General features: G+C 62.7%; 13 protein-coding genes. 8 read left to right on the forward strand and 5 right to left on the reverse strand.

Annotated elements, in window-relative coordinates; all coding sequences use genetic code 11:
• Positions 1-6: 6 nt before the first annotated feature.
• A complete protein-coding gene (locus tag PW789_RS18600) occupies positions 7-1,458 on the reverse strand; it encodes a hypothetical protein (RefSeq protein WP_299379589.1) in 1,452 nt (483 codons plus the stop codon).
• Between the two features lie 542 nt (positions 1,459-2,000).
• The gene (locus tag PW789_RS18605; protein ID WP_299379591.1) at positions 2,001-4,451 is read right to left on the reverse strand and encodes a RelA/SpoT family protein; all 2,451 of its coding nucleotides are present in this window, start codon (positions 4,449-4,451) and stop codon (positions 2,001-2,003) included.
• 386 nt (positions 4,452-4,837) lie between these two features.
• Here PW789_RS18605 and rpsD point away from each other — a divergent pair, with 386 nt between their 5' ends.
• Together rpsD and PW789_RS18615 are read left to right on the forward strand one after the other, a co-directional pair.
• The gene (rpsD, locus tag PW789_RS18610; RefSeq protein WP_299379594.1) at positions 4,838-5,464 is read left to right on the forward strand and encodes a 30S ribosomal protein S4; all 627 of its coding nucleotides are present in this window, start codon (positions 4,838-4,840) and stop codon (positions 5,462-5,464) included.
• Between the two features lie 92 nt (positions 5,465-5,556).
• Positions 5,557-5,787, forward strand: a complete 231-nt coding sequence (locus PW789_RS18615) for a hypothetical protein (protein WP_299379597.1) — start codon at positions 5,557-5,559, stop codon at positions 5,785-5,787.
• Between the two features lie 542 nt (positions 5,788-6,329).
• Here PW789_RS18615 and PW789_RS18620 read toward each other — a convergent pair.
• The 3 genes from PW789_RS18620 to PW789_RS18630 all read right to left on the reverse strand — a co-directional run bounded on the left by PW789_RS18620 (position 6,330) and on the right by PW789_RS18630 (position 11,335).
• Complete coding sequence (locus PW789_RS18620; protein ID WP_299379601.1) at positions 6,330-7,475, reverse strand: hypothetical protein; 1,146 nt, start codon at positions 7,473-7,475, stop codon at positions 6,330-6,332.
• A gap of 243 nt (positions 7,476-7,718) precedes the next feature.
• Positions 7,719-10,604, reverse strand: a complete 2,886-nt coding sequence (locus PW789_RS18625; protein WP_299379604.1) for an aconitate hydratase — start codon at positions 10,602-10,604, stop codon at positions 7,719-7,721.
• A 248-nt stretch (positions 10,605-10,852) separates the two neighbouring features.
• Positions 10,853-11,335 carry a hypothetical protein gene (locus PW789_RS18630; RefSeq protein ID WP_299379607.1) on the reverse strand — a complete coding sequence of 161 codons (483 nt, stop codon included), beginning with the start codon at positions 11,333-11,335 and terminating at the stop codon, positions 10,853-10,855.
• 185 nt (positions 11,336-11,520) lie between these two features.
• On the opposite strand from PW789_RS18630, the gene PW789_RS18635 reads away from it, so the two are divergent.
• The 6 genes from PW789_RS18635 (at position 11,521) to PW789_RS18660 (ending at position 17,696) form a co-directional block, all read left to right on the forward strand.
• On the forward strand, positions 11,521-13,404 hold the full coding sequence (locus PW789_RS18635) for a hypothetical protein (protein WP_299379610.1): 1,884 nt from the start codon (positions 11,521-11,523) through the stop codon (positions 13,402-13,404).
• Positions 13,405-13,582: 178 nt separating this feature from the next.
• The gene (purD, locus tag PW789_RS18640; protein ID WP_299379613.1) at positions 13,583-14,848 is read left to right on the forward strand and encodes a phosphoribosylamine--glycine ligase; all 1,266 of its coding nucleotides are present in this window, start codon (positions 13,583-13,585) and stop codon (positions 14,846-14,848) included.
• 28 nt (positions 14,849-14,876) lie between these two features.
• Entirely contained in the window at positions 14,877-15,344 is a 468-nt protein-coding gene (locus PW789_RS18645) for a GNAT family N-acetyltransferase (protein ID WP_299379617.1), read from the forward strand.
• A gap of 80 nt (positions 15,345-15,424) precedes the next feature.
• Positions 15,425-15,802, forward strand: coding sequence for a VOC family protein (locus tag PW789_RS18650; protein WP_299380378.1), 378 nt, complete (start codon positions 15,425-15,427; stop codon positions 15,800-15,802).
• A gap of 122 nt (positions 15,803-15,924) precedes the next feature.
• The gene (locus tag PW789_RS18655) at positions 15,925-16,821 is read left to right on the forward strand and encodes a VOC family protein (RefSeq protein WP_299379621.1); all 897 of its coding nucleotides are present in this window, start codon (positions 15,925-15,927) and stop codon (positions 16,819-16,821) included.
• A gap of 5 nt (positions 16,822-16,826) precedes the next feature.
• Entirely contained in the window at positions 16,827-17,696 is an 870-nt protein-coding gene (locus PW789_RS18660; protein ID WP_299379624.1) for a sugar phosphate isomerase/epimerase, read from the forward strand.
• Positions 17,697-17,738: the final 42 nt, after the last annotated feature.

The raw sequence follows: 17,738 nt of genomic DNA on the forward strand, positions 1-17,738 counted from the left end.
CAGCCTCTACGGCTCCAGCACAAACTTCTTCACCGCCACCTTCGCGCCCATCCGCCCGCGCTCCGGCGCCGTCCGCATCACCACCGTAATCTCGTCGAACAGCGTGCCGTCCATCGCCGACGGCACAGGAAAACGCAGCGTCTCCTCCTGCACCTTGCCCGACGCATTCGGCCGCTGCGCGATCGGCAGCTCGCTCGACGGAATCACCACCGTCCCCAGGTAATGCGGCGCGGCCTCAGGAGCCACCGCGTTGATCCGCGCCTTCGCCGCCGTCTTCGCATCCGCCTGCTTCTTCACCCACAGCTCCAGCGAGATCGCCCCGCTCAGCTGATCGTTGTTCTCCACCACCAGCGCCATCGCGCTGCAGCAGCCAAGATCCAGCGGCTGCGCCAGCTTCTGGTGCGCCTCCATCGTCAGCGGGTAGCGGTCGCTCGAGCTCACCTGCGTCTTCGTCGAACTGCCCCGCACCACACGCGCCGTGGGCCGCGGCTTCTTCTCCGGCCACTTGAAGTACCAGTACTGCCCGTCGAACGGAATCTCCATCGGCTCCGCGATCTTCACGCCAAAGTGCGGCTCCAGATCGCGCTTCACCGGCGGGGCGATAATCTTCTTCTGCATCTCCGTCAGCGGCAGCAGGATCACGCCCGTATATCCGCTGCTCGGCGCGGCGCTCTTCGCTGCAACGGGACTCTTCGTCTCGATCCCGGAAAACGGATTGGCGAAGCCGCCTCGCGTCGACACCCTCAGATACGGCAGCAGCGCAACCAGCGTCACCATAAACGCCGCCACCGCGAGGATGTTCTGTCGCCCGGTCGAAAGAATCGCCCGCGTCTCCACTCCCGCAACGCTTGGACGAGCCGCACGCCACCCCAGAACCCCCGCAAAGACTCCCGCCGCAACCGACGACGCAATAAACCAGCGCGTCGCCACCAACGCAAACACGATGTCCAGCACCAATACCAGCACCAGCGACGGCAACAGCGCGCGAGCCAGCAGGCCCTCCTTGAAGAAAAACGGCGTCCCCGCGATGTGCGGAGCCGACTGCACACTACTCTCGGCAGCCTCCACCTCGCACTGCTTCAGAAAGACGCCCAGGCAGGCCACGCAGATCGCTGCAGCTGCAATCATCAGCAGCGAAGAGGTCTCCACGAACAGCACCCACGCCGGAACCCACAGCGCGGCCACGCACGCCGCGCGCACCACCGGCGTCGTCACTCTCCGCATCTTGTAAATCTTTGCGTAGATCGCGCGCACCACGGCTCCGCTCACCATCACCGCGACGAACATCAGCGACAACGCGATGAGCACCAGCCCAGTGCGCGGCATCGATCCGCGCCGCAGCCACGGCACCAGCATCTCCAGCGTCAGCCATGAAGCTCCGACGCCTGCCAGCATCGGCCAAAGCGCAACTCTTTCCAGGGAAACGTCTTCGTGGTCCAACGCATCGTGCAACGGCATACCAACCGCCTTTCGAACGCGAGATGGGACAAGGGAAGCATCGCACACTTAGTCGGAAACCGACTATCCCCGGGAAAATATTTTTTGCCCTCAGCCAACTCTTTCTCGATCTCCCCGAATTTTTCTTTTCACGGCACCACGGATGCAGACCAACCCAATGCATCCAATTTCCGAAGAGTGCGTTTCAGGAGAACCTCCCCAGATGTTCACCAGCCTGAACCGCGCAGCTGCACCAGACCGCACCGTCGGAACACGACCACATACGTTAGTCCGCTGACGGTGCAGTAGGCCTCGCGATTCTCAGAACCGATTGCCTTAACTTTGGCTTTCAATTTGCCGCCTGCCCAGGTTCTCTGCAGACAAATCCCTCCCATGGAGGTTTTACAGAATGGGAATGTATCGCGACACCATGCTCGGCAATGCACGCCCCGGCGTCACCACGTCGAAGGGCAAGCCCACATCTGCGAGCGCCTCAGCCGCGACGCCCAGGAGCAGGACCAGCGGGCGCTTTCGCCACGAAAATATTAAGTCGGAAAAACCCGCTAAATCTTCTGAACGCGATGAACCTCGCGTACCCCGGGCACGCGCCGCAGACGCTCCACCATCTTGTTCAGATGACGCACATCCACCGTCTCCACCACAAAATCGACGATCGCCGAACCGTCGGCCTCGCCCTTAGAGTCCATGCTGCGAATGTTGGTACCGTCTTCGGAGATGATCGCCGTAAACTCCTTCAGCATGCCGGAGCGGTCGTCGCACACGATCGTCACCTTCACCGGATAGGTCTGCTGCTTCGCCGCTGATCCAGCCTCCGACGGCATCGGAGCCCACTCCACCTGGATGCGACGGTCTGCTTCATACAACAGGTTCTGCACGTTAGGACAGCTTCTTGCGTGGACCGCCACGCCCTTGCCGCGCGTGACGTAGCCGATGATCTCTTCACCGCGAATCGGGTTACAACAACGTGCGCGGTACACCAGCAGGTCGTCCTGCCCCTCTACCTGCAGCGACTCCGAACCGCGCCCGAAGAAGACGCGCTTCACCGCGTCCGACATCTGGCCCAGCGTATTGCTGACCAGTCCAGGCTCAGCCGGTGCAGGCTCGGCGGCCATCGTCGATCCCGGCTCCAGCTTGTTCAGCACCTGCCGCGACGACAGCTTGCCGAAGCCGATCCCCGCCAGCAGTTCAGCCTCGCTCGTCAGGCCGTACTCCTGCGCCAGCTTGTCGTAGTCCGCTGTCGTGTACTTGCCCATGGAAAGCTTGTACTTGCGCGCCTCGCGGTCCAGCAGCTTCTTGCCGATCTCCACCGCGCGCTGGCGCTGGTGTTCGTTCAGCCAGTGCTTGATCTTGTTGCGCGCCTTCGAGCTCTTGGTGAAGCTCAGCCAGTCGCGGCTCGGCGTGTGGCCGGTCTGCGTCGAGATCTCGACGATGTCGCCGTTCTTCAGCTTCGTCCGCAGCGGAACGATGCGGCCATTCACCTTCGCGCCCGTCGTCGTGTTGCCCACCTCGGTGTGGATCGCATAGGCGAAGTCCACCGGGCTCGCGTCCTTCGGCAAAACGACGACCTTGCCCTTCGGCGTGAAGGTATAGACCTCCTCCGGGTACAGGTCGATCTTCAGCGTCGACATGAACTCGTTGGGATCGGTCATCTCGCGCTGCCACTCCACCAGCTGCCTTACCCACGCCAGCCTCTGCTCGTCCTTGGCGCTGACATTGTCGCTGGCCTTGTACTTCCAGTGCGCCGCGATGCCTTCCTCGGCGACGCGGTGCATGTCCTCCGTGCGAATCTGCACCTCGAACTGATGTCCGCCTTCGGCGATCAGCGTCGTATGCAGCGACTGGTACATATTCGGCCGCGGCATCGCGATGAAATCCTTGATGCGACCCGGCACCGGCCGCCAGATCGAATGCAGCAGGCCCAGCAGCGCATAACAGTCCTGCATCGTGTGCGTGATCACGCGGATCGCCAGCAGGTCATACACCTGGTCCACCGGAATCTTCTGGTCTTCCAGCTTCTGCTGAATCGAGTACAACCGCTTGATGCGCCACTCCACGCGGCCCTCGATGTGGAACTCCTTCAGCTTCGCCTCCAGCTTTTCGACGATGCCCTTCAGGAACTCTTCCCCGGCGCCGCGCAGCGCGTCCACTTCATGCGAGACCTGCTCGTACGCGTACGGATCGGTGTAACGAAATGCCAGATCTTCCAGCTCGCCGCGCAGCTTACCCATGCCCAGCCGGTGCGCCAGCGGAGCATAGATGTCCAGCGTCTCCTTGGCGATCTTCTGCTGCTTCTCCGGCTTCAGGTGCTCCAGCGTGCGCATGTTGTGCAGCCGGTCGGCCAGCTTGATGATCACCACGCGAACGTCCGTCACCATGGCCAGCAGCATCTTGCGGATATTCTCCGCCTGGTGGTCTTCGCGATTCGCGAACTTGATCTTGTCCAGCTTCGTCACGCCTTCGACGATGTGCGCCACCTGCTCGCCGAAGCGCTGCGCAATCTCCGCCGAGGTCACGTCCGTGTCTTCGACCGCATCGTGCAGCAGACCCGCCGCGATCGCCGTCGAATCCATCTTCAACTCGGCCAGCACCTGCCCCACCTCAAGCGGATGGATCACATACGGCTCGCCCGAGGCTCGCTTCTGCCCCTCATGCTGCTGCAGGCAGAACGCCCACGCCTTGCGAATCAGCTCAAGGTCGTCCCCGGGACGGTTCTCGTGCACCGTCTCCAGCAGCTTATGGAACTTTTCGTCGATGACCTTGACGTCTTCCGGCGCATAGCCGCTCAGGTGCGCGGCTGAGGATTCATTGGCCACGATAATCGCCCCAGGCACACTGCTCTCCGTACCCGCCGTCTCCGCAGAGGCCGCGACAGCCGGAGCCTTCTCAGGCTCACCAGCCGTGCTCGAAACAGGGCTCTCCGGTTGAACGTCAGGTTGGTTCTTCGACATGTGCTGCGGACCAGCCTGCGAAGAGGCCGGTTGAGCGGGTGCCATAGCTCATTATAGGCGGCAGCACGGCCCGCGTGCCGCACGGAGTAACCTCCACCGTTTATCAACTTTGTCATTCCACAACTCATGAAAACTAAAGCGCCCATCGACAATCAGAGATTGCCATTCCGTAGCGCAGAGGACGAATCTGCTTTTCTCGATCCCCCCCGGCTCAACGGCACGGCCCAACCCCCTCCCGGAAGGAACTCTCCTTCTCAACAAAAAACCTTGTTTTCCCCTTGCGCTCCATATCGGACTAAGTTAGTCTTACTTCATAATTCAGGGATCCCCGACCGGCTGTCTTTTGGCGAAGCGCTGGTCGTGTGGGTCCGAGATCGGCAGCCGCGACTTCCCCATCATGCAATGGTCGCGGCGGTGAAGGATGACGGACCATGAGCAACCGCACGAAGTTCAAGATGCAGCGCGCCCTCGGTATCGAGCTGCCCGGCCTGGGCAAGCCCGGCGCGCTTGAGAAGCGCAACTACCCACCCGGCCAGCACGGCAAGGCCTCCGTCCGCCGCAAGCTCTCCGAGTACGGCACCCAGCTCAAGGAAAAACAGAAAGTCCTCTTCCACTACGGCCTCCGCGAGGAACAGCTGCGCCGCTTCGTCCGCGACGCCCGCCGCATTCAGCCCATCAACTGGGTGGAGAGCCTGATCGGCCTGCTCGAACGCCGCCTCGACAACGTCGTCTTCCGCCTGGGCTTCGCCCGCTCCATGGCCTCGGCGCGCCAGCTGGTCTCGCACGGTCACGTCATGGTCAACGGCCGCATCCTGACCATCGGTTCAGCCGTCCTGCGCGTAGGCGACTTCGTTCGACTCACCGAGTACGCCTCCTCCATGCAGGCCACCGTCGACTCGCGCCAGAACCCGCGCCTGCCCCTGCCCGGTTACCTCCAGTTCGCCACCGAAGGCGTGACCGACCACGGCGTCGTCCGCATGCAGCCCGATTCTCAGCACGTTCCCTTTGCCTTCGACCCTCGTCAGATCGCCGAGTACTACGCCCAGCGAGGCGTCTAGCACCACGGCATTCACGGGCGGCGGGATTGTCTCCCCCGCTGCCCCGTCGAAGACACACCGCCACGCACAACCCACCCTGTTGGAGTGCCATCATGTGCGATGAACAGACCGTCCACGAAACCCTCGCCACCTGCCCTGGACTGGGCAGCATCACCGTCTGCCCCTGCGGCACCGTCAGCCTCCACGTCGGCGGCGTCTCGGTTCGGATGGAGATGACCGCCTACATGCAGGTCGCCAGAATGTGCCACCTCGCCATGCTCTCGCTCGACAACCAGATGCGCACCGTCGCCCAGGCCATTACCACCTCGGCCGTTACGCACTGAACGTTGTCGTTTAAAGAAGAGAAGGCCCCCCGCAGCTGTCTTTTTGGCGAAGCACCGCGAGGGACCCGAGATCGGCAACCTGAAAGGCTGACGACTGTGTTCAGTATAGATGCCGCCTTACGCGCATCCACGAAATTCCGCACGTCGTGCAGGTCTGCGGCCCGGGTTCTACGGCCAGACCCAGCGCGGCAGCCTCACGACGGCGCGGAATGCTCCTCCGCGAGCTCCCGCAACACCCTCCCGCCTCATCGAGCTGGCGCCCGGCCCCTGTTCCCCACCCTCCGCGACAGGCTATCGGGCGCCGGAGGCAGCAGCACCCGCTGAGACCGTGCTGCTGCCTCTTTTTCTCCTCCAACCTCTCCATCGCAGGCTCGATGCTTCGCCGTCTCCTGGAACACCGTTCCTCACGGCACCAGCAAACAAAGCCGACTGGCGATAAGCCTGCTTATCGGTACCAATCTGGGCTAGACGCCCACGTGGCAAGACAAGTAAGCGGGAGCAGCAGGAGAGGCACGCTGGAACATGCAACTTCCTCCTGTTTCCTAGTCTTTCTCCCGGATGGCGGACCATTGGCCATCCGCACGGCCTTCCACCTTCATACGGCCGGCAGCCTTGTCGTCGTCGATCCATCCAGCCAGCCTCGCCACGACAGGAACCAGGGTGGACGTTGCATCTTCCTGCCAGCCTCCCGTGAAGCTAAGTTCGACATAGCCGTCACGCCAGGTTCCGGTGACTGCCAGTTCTTTTCCGAACGCTCCACTCCATGTGCCAGCGATCTTCGTGCCATCGCGATGCAGCTTCATCGTGCCTTCGAAGCGCCCGTAGTCGCTTGCGAACACGGCGTGCCATATCCCGTCAGGTTCGGCGCCGTTCTTAATCGGGAGCGGATTCGAGTGAGAGATTTGAAGATTCGAGAAGTAGGACTCCTCGCCGGGATAGCCCCATAACGCAACACCGCCCCGTAGGTCCTCGCCTTTGAGCCCATTAACGACAAGGCTGGGAGAATTCGACCCGTTCAGGAATAACTGTGCGGTCCGTCCGTGGATTTCGATCTTCACATGTGTCCATGTTTCAGGTTTGAGGTCGGCCCAGGATTCGTAAACCCACGGCCACTGGCGGCGAAGCGGATACCAGTCGTAGTCGGGCTTGGCCACGTACTGGACCGAGTGATTGCGCATGGCCTGGTCGTCGGATTGGGCGTTCCGGGGACGAAGATAAAACATGTCATATTGCAAGCCGCCGGGGCGTGTACGGAAGGCGAGGCCCGTGAAACCTGGCATGCGAACGCCGGGAGGCGTGGTGATCTTGACCGCGATATCGACCTCGATTACGCCGTCTTGAATGGAAGAGCCGTTGACATAGGCAAAGATGTCGCTCTTGGCCTCTGTCGTGAGGCGAACGGCTCTTCGACCAAGGTATTCGACAGGTTCAGCTTTGCCGCCGACAACGGAAAGGGCGGCAGTGTCAGTTAGAGCAAAATTCTGCTGGGCAGGTGGAGCAACGCCGGAAGAATTCTGGGAACGGCAGGGACGCGCTGCCAACAGAAGAAACAGAAGAGCAAGAGTCAGAGCAAACCTACTCTCAAGCTGGCAGGAGAAAGCAGAACCAAAGAACACCACACGATGAATTTTCATTTTGCCTCTGAACCGACAGGAACTAAACCTAAACCGGTGCAGGAACCATGCCATTGGGCGCAAAAGATAAGCTGCTGATTAGATAAGGCTTGTTCGATCCGGCACACAGTGAGAACGCATACAGGTGTGCGATCCTGCACAGAACTGTTCAGAATTGAACAGAGACGAAGTGACCGGGCTTGTGCGCGCTGGGATCGTCATTCGTCTCGTAAACACCGTTGTCGTCATCGAGTGAGCCGAATCCCCGCGCCACAAAAAAAGGCCCGCCAGAGCGGGCCTTTCTCAACACAAACAGCCTTATCCCTTCGCCAGCAGCTGACGCAGCACGTACTGCAGAATGCCGCCGTTCTGGTAGTAAAGGATCTCCTGCGGGGTGTCGATGCGTACCGTCGCAGAAAGCTCCGTCGTCTTGCCCGAGTCGCTCTCCGCATACACCGTGATGGTCTTGCCATTGGCGAACTTCGAGTCCAGCATCGCCTTCAGCTCGCCCGCATCGCCCACGCGGAAGATCTCCTCGCCCGTCAGGCCAAGCTCTTCCACGTTCTGCCCCGTCTGGAACTGCAGCGGAAGGATACCCATGCCGACGAGGTTGGAGCGGTGAATACGCTCGTAGCTCTCCGCGATGACGAAGCGGATGCCCAGCAGCCGCGGTCCCTTCGCCGCCCAGTCGCGCGACGATCCCGAACCGTATTCCTTACCGGCAAGGATCGCCAGCGGCGTACCGCGGCGCGCATACTCGACCGATGCGTCGTAGATCGACATGCCCGTGCCCTCGGGCAGCAGGCGCGTCACGCCGCCTTCGGTTCCGGGAGCCAGCTTGTTACGCAGCCGGACATTGGCAAACGTACCGCGCACCATCACCTCGTGGTTGCCGCGACGGCTGCCGTACGAGTTGAAGTCCGCGGGCTTGACGCCGTTCTCCGTCAGGTACTTGCCCGCCGGTCCGTTCAGCTTGATCGAGCCTGCCGGAGAGATGTGGTCCGTCGTCACCGAGTCGCCCAGCACCGCCAGAACGCGAGCGCCGGAGATGTCCTTCACCGCCGAAGGCTCCTTCGTCATGCCGTCGAAGTAAGGCGCCTTGCGGATGTAGGTCGAGTTCGTCTCCCATCCATAGGTCTGCCCCGCGGGGAACTTCAGGTTCTGCCAGTTCAGGTCGCCCTGCGAGACAGTGCTGTACTCCTTGTGGAACATCGACGAGTCGATCGAGTTGGCCACCGTTGTGGCGACCTCCTCCTGCGTCGGCCAGATGTCCTTCAGGAACACCGGGTTGCCGTCCTTGTCCTTGCCCAGCGGATCGGTGTCGAAGTTGTGGCCGATGTGGCCGGCCAGAGCGTACGCCACCACCAGCGGCGGGCTCATCAGGTAGTTCGCGCGAACCTCCGGCGAGATGCGGCCCTCGAAGTTGCGATTACCCGACAGCACCGAGACCGCCACCAGGCCGTGATCCTCGATCGCCTTCGAGACGTCGGTGGGCAGCGGGCCGGAGTTGCCGATGCAGGTCGTGCAGCCGTAGCCGACGGTCTGGAAGCGCAGCTGATCGAGGTACTTCATCAGGCCTGCCTTCTCGTAGTAGTCGGTGACGACACGCGAGCCCGGCGCCAGCGAGGTCTTCACCCACGGAGGCGTGCGCAGACCCTTTTCAACCGCCTTCTTCGCCAACAGGCCCGCGGCAATCATCACGTACGGGTTCGAGGTGTTGGTGCAGCTCGTGATCGCCGCGATCACGATGGAGCCGTGATCGAGATACGGCTCCGGATCGACGCCGAACCTGCTGCGAATCGAGACTGCGGGAGCCTCCAGCACCGGAATGCGGCCACTGTCGGACTCCAGCGTGGCTACCGGAACTCCCGGAGAGACCACCACGGGAGACGGCGAACCCTTGGCTCCCGTTACATCGCCGGTCGCCGAGGCGTGTCCGCCCTCACCCTCCCAGCGCATCATCTGGCGCACGCCGTTACTCTGCGCGTTCGGTCCCAGCAGCGAAGGCAGCTGCTGCTTGAAGCTCTCTCCGGCCTCCGACAGCAGAACCTTGTCCTGCGGCCGCTTCGGTCCGGCCACGCTCGGCTGCACCGTAGCCAGATCCAGCGAAATCGTCGCCGAGTACTCCGCCTCAGTCGCGTCGGCCGAGTGGAACATGCCCTGCGCCCTGTAATACTCCTCCACCAGCTTGATCTGCTCCTCGGGACGGCCCGTCAGGCGCAGGTAGTTCAGCGTCTCCTTGTCGACCGGGAAGATGCCGCACGTCGCGCCATACTCAGGAGCCATGTTGGCAATCGTCGCGCGGTCGGCCAGCGGAAGCTCCGAGATGCCCGAGCCGTAGAACTCCACGAACTTGCCGACGACGCCCAGCTTGCGCAGCATCTGCGTCACCGTCAGAACAAGATCGGTTGCCGTCGTTCCCTGCTTCAGCTTGCCCGTCAGCTTGAAGCCGACGACCTGCGGCACCAGCATTGAAACCGGCTGGCCCAGCATGGCGGCCTCCGCTTCAATGCCGCCGACGCCCCAGCCCAGCACGCCCAGGCCATTGATCATCGTCGTGTGCGAGTCCGTGCCCACCAGCGTGTCGGGATACGCCAGGCCGTCATCGGTCGTAAAGACCACGCGCGCGAGATACTCCAGGTTCACCTGGTGGCAGATGCCCATGCCCGGAGGCACAGCCGAGAAGTTGCGGAAGCCCGTCTGTCCCCACTTCAGGAACGCATACCGCTCGCGGTTACGCTGAAACTCCAGCGCGGCGTTCAGGTCATACGCGCGCGTCGAGCCGAACTCATCCACCTGCACCGAGTGATCGATCACCAGCTCCGCCGGCTGCAGCGGATTGATCAGCTCCGGGTTGCCCCCCAGCGTCTTCATCGCATCGCGCATGGCCGCCAGATCCACAACCGCGGGAACGCCCGTGAAGTCCTGCATCAGCACGCGGGCAGGCATGTAGGCGATCTCGCGCGAAGGCTCGGCCTTGGCGTCCCAGTTGACGAGAAACTTGATGTCGTCCGCCGTCACGCTCGAGCCATCCTCGTGCCGCAGCAGGTTTTCCAGCAGAATGCGCAGCGAAAACGGCAGCCGCGAAAGCTCCACGCCCTCGGACTTCAACGCGTCCAGGCGGAAGATGGTGTAGTTTTTGGACCCCGACGTCAGGGTCGCTTTGCTCTTGAAGGAATCAGGATTATTCAAAGAAGTCGACATCTTTTTCTCCAATAACTGCCGCGTTGTGGGCGCGAGTTGGGAAGGCCCAAAGCCTCGAAGGCTCGGGGGCCGGACATGAAACAAGTGAGATGTGCGAGAGAGGAAGAGCGCCGGATCAGCGTCCGCGATCGGGCCGGCCGTGACGAAAGCGCTTGAGAATTGTGCATCGTGCTGCCATCGCCCTCCATTTTACGTCCAGAATTCTTGCCCCCTCAAGCGGATTTGTCTTTCTCTTGCCCGGCCCGGCCTTAATCGGGAGGATTTCGCTCGCCGACATGAATGCTCACCGTCTGGCGCGGCTCCGCCGTCACCATAAAAGTCGCCAACGTTCCCTCCACCTTATTCGGCTGTGGGTCCGAGTCGATCTGCCAGCCCTTCGGCACCGCCTGCTCCAGCACAAAGACCACCCGCTCCGTCGTCGGATTATGCAGCGTAAAGGTGTGCTCCTGAATCTTCACGTGGATGCGCTTTCGCTGCGTCGCCGAGATGTCCGTCTCCGTCCGGCTCGACATTTGAACCGCATCGACAGAGCATATCCCTCCATCCCGGTAGACATGTTCCCTCGATCCCTGCGGCGTCGCCACCATCTCGTGGATCCGGCATCTGCCATCCACGTGGAACTCGTTCGCCGAAGGGGTCTCCAAAACAGAGGCCGGCACAGAAGCCTGCTGCGCCCGCAGCAAAGTACAGCAGCAACCGACCAGCAGAAATTTCGCCATCTGCATGCTCATCCCATCCCTCTCCACGCACCCGCTCCACGCAACCAGGTGCAAGCATAGTAAACGCCCGCCGATGACAATCCCTTGAAGGATGCCTCAAGACCCGCAAATAGCCCTTTTGTGATCTCTCCCTGAGAAAATTGCGCATCTCATGCCTTGTACCTGTGTTAATGGATACTGAGGAGTTCAAAGGCACGATGCACACTTCCAAGGAACACAACCGACCGGGCGACCAGCCCGGCACCTCCCCCCGGCCCCGCAGCATCGTCTCCCTGGCGATTTTGACCTTCGGACTCGTCTTTGCAGGTGTAGCGCTGACCACGGGATGCCACCCTTCAGTCTCTGCCGCGCAGCAGGCAGCAGACGACTCCGGCCCAGACCCGGCGCTGGCCAACATGGCCCCCGCCGATCAGGCCGCAACACAGGCCGCCAGCCAGCAGCAGGCAGCCACGCAGCAGACCACCACCACGCAGCAGGCCGCTCCCATCGTCCGCCAGGCCCCCAGCGGCACCTCGAACGAGAGCCAGCAGCGCGCACAGGAATATCAGCAGACCGGCCAGCAGGCTGGCGCTCCTGACCAGTCCCAGCAGCAGGATCAGTCGCAACAGCAGGCAGACGACCAGTCCCAGCAGCAGGCCTACGACAACGGCGATGATTCCGTCACGCCCGACGAGAACGCCGCCTACGACGAGCTTGAGGCCGACCAGCCTCCCCCGGCACTGCCGCAGTACGACCAGCCACCCGCACCTGACCCGAACTACATGTGGACACCCGGCTACTGGTCCTACGCCACCGCCGGCTACTACTGGGTTCCCGGCGTCTGGGTCGCCGCTCCCTGGACCGGCGCCCTCTGGACCCCCGGCTACTGGGGCTTCTACGGTGGCCGCTACCGCTTCCATCGCGGCTACTGGGGACGCTACGTCGGCTTCTACGGCGGCGTGCCGTATGGCTTCGGCTACACCGGCTATGGCTTCTTCGGAGGCTACTGGCACGGCAACAACTTCTTCTACAACCGGTCGGTGACGCGGATCAACAACGTACGGATCACCAACGTCTACAACCGCACGGTCGTGATCAATAACGTGACCCGTGTCTCCTACAACGGCGGCCCGCGCGGCATCCAGGTGCGTCCGCGCCCGTCGGAGATCGCAGCCGGTCGTCAGCCCCGTCTCGCCCCGATGCAGAGCCAGATGGCAGTCCGCCAGCAGGCCATGCAGAACCGCAACCAGTTCTACAACTCCAACCGGGGACGTCCATCCATGGCCGCCGCAGCACGGCCGGTAGCAGCCGATCGCGGCGTCCAGCAGCCGCAGGCAAGGCCGGCCATGCAGCAGCAGGGTCGGCCGGGGGGCCAGCCCGGTCAGCAGCAGAGTCGGCCTGGTGGTCAGCCGGGCCAGCAGCAGAATAGGCCGGGTGGCCAGTCGGGTCAGCAGCAGGGTCGGCCTGAGGGTCAGCCCGGTCAGCAGCAGGCTCGACCCGCACAGCAGCAACACACAGGCACGCCCACAGCAGCAGGAGCAGGCACGTCCACAGCAGCAGGAGCAGGCACGTCCCGCCCAGCAGCAGGCACGTCCGGCGCAACAACAGCAGCAGGCAAGGCCGCAGCCTCAGCAGCAGTACCGCTCTGCGCCGCAGCAGCAGACCAGGCCTGCCCCCCAGCAACAATACCGTTCCGCACCGCAGCAGCAGTATCGCTCCCAGCCACAGCAGGCCCCACGCTCTGCACCCCAGCAGCAGTATCGTCCGGCACCGCAGCAGGCTCCCCGCTCCTCGCCTCAGCCCGGTGGCGGACAGCCCCGCGGTGGCGGTGGGGGTGGACAGCCTCACGGCGGCGGTGGCGGCGAACATCACGGACGCTAACCGAAGCCGCATCCCCGGCAGGCCCGTCTCCCTTGGAGCGGGCCTGCCTCATTTTGCGAAAGACGAACCGGCCCAAAATCCTGTCAACTCCCACCGGCTCTCTCACCCAATCCCCAACCCCCGATCCACCAACGACTTCCCGCCCCAATAAAAACCCGGCCAAAGCGCCGATTCCCTCCCCTCACTTTGTTAACCTGAATAGAGGGCATTTGCTCAAATAGAGGGCGTTCGCTCAAAAACAGCAGCTCGGCAGCAAGTGCCCTGAAATCAAGATTTTCCCGTCAAGTCCTTTTGATGGAAGATTTTACGAAACACTGCCTCCGCAAGCTTTTTACAATCAATAATTTACGTAAAAAGTACCGGGGGGAGGGGTCTATAAAGCAAGGAGCAGACAGCGACATGAAGGTTCTGGTTATCGGCGGCGGCGGACGCGAACACGCTCTCATCTGGGCACTCACAAACTCACCCTCCGTCACCGAGATCGTCGCCGCGCCCGGCAACGGCGGCATCGTCCAGATCGCCCGCTGCACCCCCGTCGACGTCAACAACGTCGAAGCCATGGTCAACCTCGTTGCCCTCGAGCAGCCCGAACTCACCGTCGTCGGACCCGAGGTCCCTCTTTCGCTTGGCCTCGTCGACCAGCTCCAGTCGCGCGGACTTCGCGTCTTCGGCCCCACGCAGGCCGCAGCCCAGCTGGAGTCCTCCAAGGCCTTTGCGAAGGCCTTCATGGATCGCCACGGCATCCCTACCGCAGCCCACGCCCTCTGCACCAACATGGACGAGGTCAACCGCGAGCTCGACCGCTTTACCCTGCCCGTCGTCGTAAAGGCCTCCGGCCTCGCCGCCGGCAAGGGCGTCGTCATCTGCAACGCCCGGCTTGAGGCTGAGCGCACCTGCGCCGAGATGTTCTCCGGCGCCCTGCTCGGCGCGCAGGAGACCGAGATCGTGCTGGAAGAATTCTTGACCGGCGAAGAGGTCAGCTTCTTTGCGCTGTGCGACGGCAAGCGCGCCGTGCCTATCGCCGCCGCACAGGATCACAAGCGCGTGGGCGAAGGCGACACCGGCCCCAATACCGGCGGCATGGGAGCCTACTCCACCGACGGCCTGGTCACCCCGGCCATGCGCCAGTGGATCACCGCCCACGTCGCCCAGAAGACCGTAGACGGCATGGCGGCGGAGAATAACCCCTTCCGCGGCATCCTCTTCATCGGCCTGATGATGACGCCACGCGGCCCCATGGTGCTCGAGTTCAACACCCGCTGGGGCGATCCCGAGACCGAAGCCATCGTGCTTCGCCTCGAAACCGACATCCTCGATCTCTTCAACGCCTCCATCGACCAGACCGCCGACTCGCTCGTCATCCGCCTCAAGCCCGGCGCCTCGGCGACCGTCATCGCCGCCTCCGGCGGATATCCCGGCAAGTACGCCTCGGGCAAAATCATCCACGGTGCCGAAAATAAAGAGGACGGCGTGATGGTCTTCCATGCTGGAACTGCCATCAAAAATAGGGAGCTTGTCACCGCCGGAGGCCGCGTGCTTGCCGTCTCCGCCGCCGCGCCCGATCTCAGGGAGGCGCTCGACAGGATTTATCGGCGCATGCAAGACATCTCGTTTGACGGGATGCAATATCGCCGCGACATCGGCCACCGCGCACTGGCCCTGTAGCGAACGACTCTTCCCGAGGTATCCCGCTTTGAGCACGGTTGTTCTACGCCAGGCAGACCGAAGCGATATCCCTGCCCTCGCCGCCATCCGTGCCACCGACTGGGGCACCACCGATTTCTGGACGCAGCGTTTCGCCTCCTACCTCGATGGCCTCTACAATCCGCTCGACGCCCTCGCGCCGCGCGTTATCTATACCGCCTCCCTGGGTGATGACGATCCGGTCGGCCTGGTCGCCGGGCACCTCAGCCGCCGCTACGACTGCCACGGTGAGCTGCAATGGATCAGCGTACTGCCACCCTATCGCGGTCTCGGCATTGCCTCGCGGCTCTTTCATCAGCTCGCGGCGTGGTTCGCCGAGCACGATGCCTTTCGCATCTGCATCAACTGCGACACCGACAACGAGAACATCGTGCGCTTCCTCAGCCGTCACGGAGCCGTTCCGCTCAGCCGCAACTGGCTCGTCTGGCCGGATATTCGCGTGCACCTCACCCTATAATTTGAGCCAGCGAAGGGAGGACCGCCCTGGAGACAACCTCGAACGCGGAAGCCGCAGCCGCACATACCCTGACCGCCATCCTGCCCTGCAACGATCTTGATGCCTCGGAGGCCTTCTACAACCGCCTCGGCTTCACCCGCGGCGATGGCGCCGTCTATGCGGAATACCGCATCCTCTCCGACGGCAAAGGCGCCCACCTGCATCTGAACCCCGCCGTCGAAGGCTGGGTGCGCCCCGAAGAGAATCCCTTCGGCATCTATCTCTACAGCGAAGAGGTCGATGCGCTCGCTGCCAGCTTTGTCGGCGAGATCCTCGGCTCCACGGGAGGCCCCGAAGACAAGACCTGGGGCATGTACGAATTCGCACTCTCCGACCCTGACGGCGTGCTGGTGCGCATCGGCTGGCCTACCCATCTACGGAAGGCGCCAGCGGCAGACAGACAATCAACGACACGCTAAGCTCCAGGTCACCACTACGCCCACAACGACATCGAAGGGCGTCAGAACCATCGAGATTTGCGAGCTACCGCAGAAGTTAGGCTCGGTTGACGCCCGCATATCAGCACCGCTAAAGTTTGCGCGTGAAAACTCTTTTCTTCTGCACGCTTCTCGCTGCGTGCGCTCCTCTCGCTGTAGCGCAGAAGCGGCCCGCCATCACCGGCGTCGCCTTCGTCCGCTTCTACACCGCCGACGCCACTGCCTCCGACGAGTTTTACGCGAAGACCCTCGGCTACAGCTCCAGCAAGGCCGGCGACATCACGCGCTACCCCGTCAACGATCTGCAGTGGATCGAGGTCGCGCCGCTGCCCTCGCCTGCCCCTGTCTCGCGCCAGGCCGCAGTCGGCTTCATGACGCGCGATGCCCGCTCGCTCGAGCGCTATCTCAAGGCTCATCACATCGCCATCGTCGACGAGCTTCACGACGGCCGCTTCAGCGTGCTCGACCCCGAAGGCAATCTCATCGTCTTCGTGCAGCAGGTCAAGCAAGCTGCCGTACCTCCGCCCGTCCCCGCAACCGCCGTCTCGCGTCGCATGATCCACGCCGGCTTCGTCGTGCAGGACCAGGCAAAAGAGAACGCCTTCTACCGCGAGCTGCTCGGCTTTCGGCCCTACTGGCACGGCGGCCGCGACGACACCAGCACCGACTACGTTGCCCAGCAGGTGCCCGACGGCTCCGACTGGCTGGAGTACATGCTCAACAACGGCCCGCACCCTTGCGCCCAAACAGCTCGGCTCCAGCGACCACATCTCCCTCGGCGTCGCGCATATGGCCGACGCCATCGCCGCGCTCGAGCGCAACGGCTGCACCGGCACCAACTGCACCGCCAGCCGCCTTGGCCGCGATGGCAAGGTCCAGCTCAACCTCTTCGATCCCGACCTGACCCGCATCGAGTACATGGAGTTCACTCCCTCGGGCAAGACCTGCTGCTCCGAGTACACTGCATCGCATCCCACTGCCACCGAGACCCGCTAACATAATGACCATGACCACACGCCGTGATTTTCTTCGTCTCTCCGCCGCAGCAGCAGCCGCCGGCTGCACCCTTCGCGCCACCAGCGCCTTCGCCGCCGGAGCCCACGACGGCATCGATTACGGTGTGCAGCTGTACATGGTGCGCAAGGAGGCTCCAAAGGATCTTGCCGGCGTACTGAAGAAGATTCGCGCGATAGGCTTCACGCAAGTCGAGCTTTACCCCATCGCTTACACGCACCAGGCCGCGGAGCTGAAGGCCATGGTCGAAGACGCCGGTCTCGGCCACGACTCCGCGCACTTCGACTTCGACAGCATCCCGGCGAGGATCGGCTATGCCAAGGAGCTCGGCCTCAAGTACATGGTCTGCAGCATCCTGCCCGAGAAGTACTGGGGCGGACCGGGCAACTTCAAAGCCGCGGCCTACAACCTGAACGAGTGGGGCAAGCTGGTACGCAACGCCGGCATGAAGCTCGTCTTTCACAACCATAACTACGAGTTCAAGCGCCTGCCCGACGGCGAAACCGGCTTCGACGTCCTGATGAAGAACACCGACGACGATCTGGTGAAGCTGGAGTTCGATCTCTACTGGCTGATCCAGGCAGGCCAGGACCCGGCCATGATGATGAAGAAGTACAGGAATCGCCTGGTGATGATTCATCTGAAAGATCGCGTCGCCGACTCACCCGTCAACTATCGTCCGCAGGACGAGCAGCACATCACCGAGCTGGGCAAAGGATCGATCGACTGGGCGCCGCTCATCTCGCAGGCCCGTGCGCAGGGCGTCAAGCTCGCCTTCGTCGATCAGGATGAGACCAAGCTCCCCACCTTCGAAGCCATGAAGATCGACTTCGATTACCTGAATGGATTGAAGCTGCGCTAAACGGTCTTACGCACACCACAAACAGAAAGGCCCGGCGGGAAC

It is taken from the genome of Edaphobacter sp., assembly GCF_028283685.1.
In the GTDB taxonomy this organism is placed as follows: domain Bacteria; phylum Acidobacteriota; class Terriglobia; order Terriglobales; family Acidobacteriaceae; genus Edaphobacter.

Bases quoted from the DNA above. Each gene is read 5' to 3' on its own strand.
- rpsD (WP_299379594.1), top strand. From the start codon at position 4,838: ATGAGCAACCGCACGAAGTTCAAGATGCAGCGCGCCCTCGGTATCGAG.
- PW789_RS18630 (WP_299379607.1), bottom strand. From the start codon at position 11,335: ATGAGCATGCAGATGGCGAAATTTCTGCTGGTCGGTTGCTGCTGTACT.
- PW789_RS18600 (WP_299379589.1), bottom strand. From the start codon at position 1,458: ATGCCGTTGCACGATGCGTTGGACCACGAAGACGTTTCCCTGGAAAGA.
- PW789_RS18605 (WP_299379591.1), bottom strand. From the start codon at position 4,451: ATGGCACCCGCTCAACCGGCCTCTTCGCAGGCTGGTCCGCAGCACATG.
- PW789_RS18620 (WP_299379601.1), bottom strand. From the start codon at position 7,475: ATGGCATGGTTCCTGCACCGGTTTAGGTTTAGTTCCTGTCGGTTCAGA.
- purD (WP_299379613.1), top strand. From the start codon at position 13,583: ATGAAGGTTCTGGTTATCGGCGGCGGCGGACGCGAACACGCTCTCATC.
- PW789_RS18615 (WP_299379597.1), top strand. From the start codon at position 5,557: ATGTGCGATGAACAGACCGTCCACGAAACCCTCGCCACCTGCCCTGGA.
- PW789_RS18635 (WP_299379610.1), top strand. From the start codon at position 11,521: ATGCACACTTCCAAGGAACACAACCGACCGGGCGACCAGCCCGGCACC.
- PW789_RS18660 (WP_299379624.1), top strand. From the start codon at position 16,827: ATGACCACACGCCGTGATTTTCTTCGTCTCTCCGCCGCAGCAGCAGCC.
- PW789_RS18625 (WP_299379604.1), bottom strand. From the start codon at position 10,604: ATGTCGACTTCTTTGAATAATCCTGATTCCTTCAAGAGCAAAGCGACC.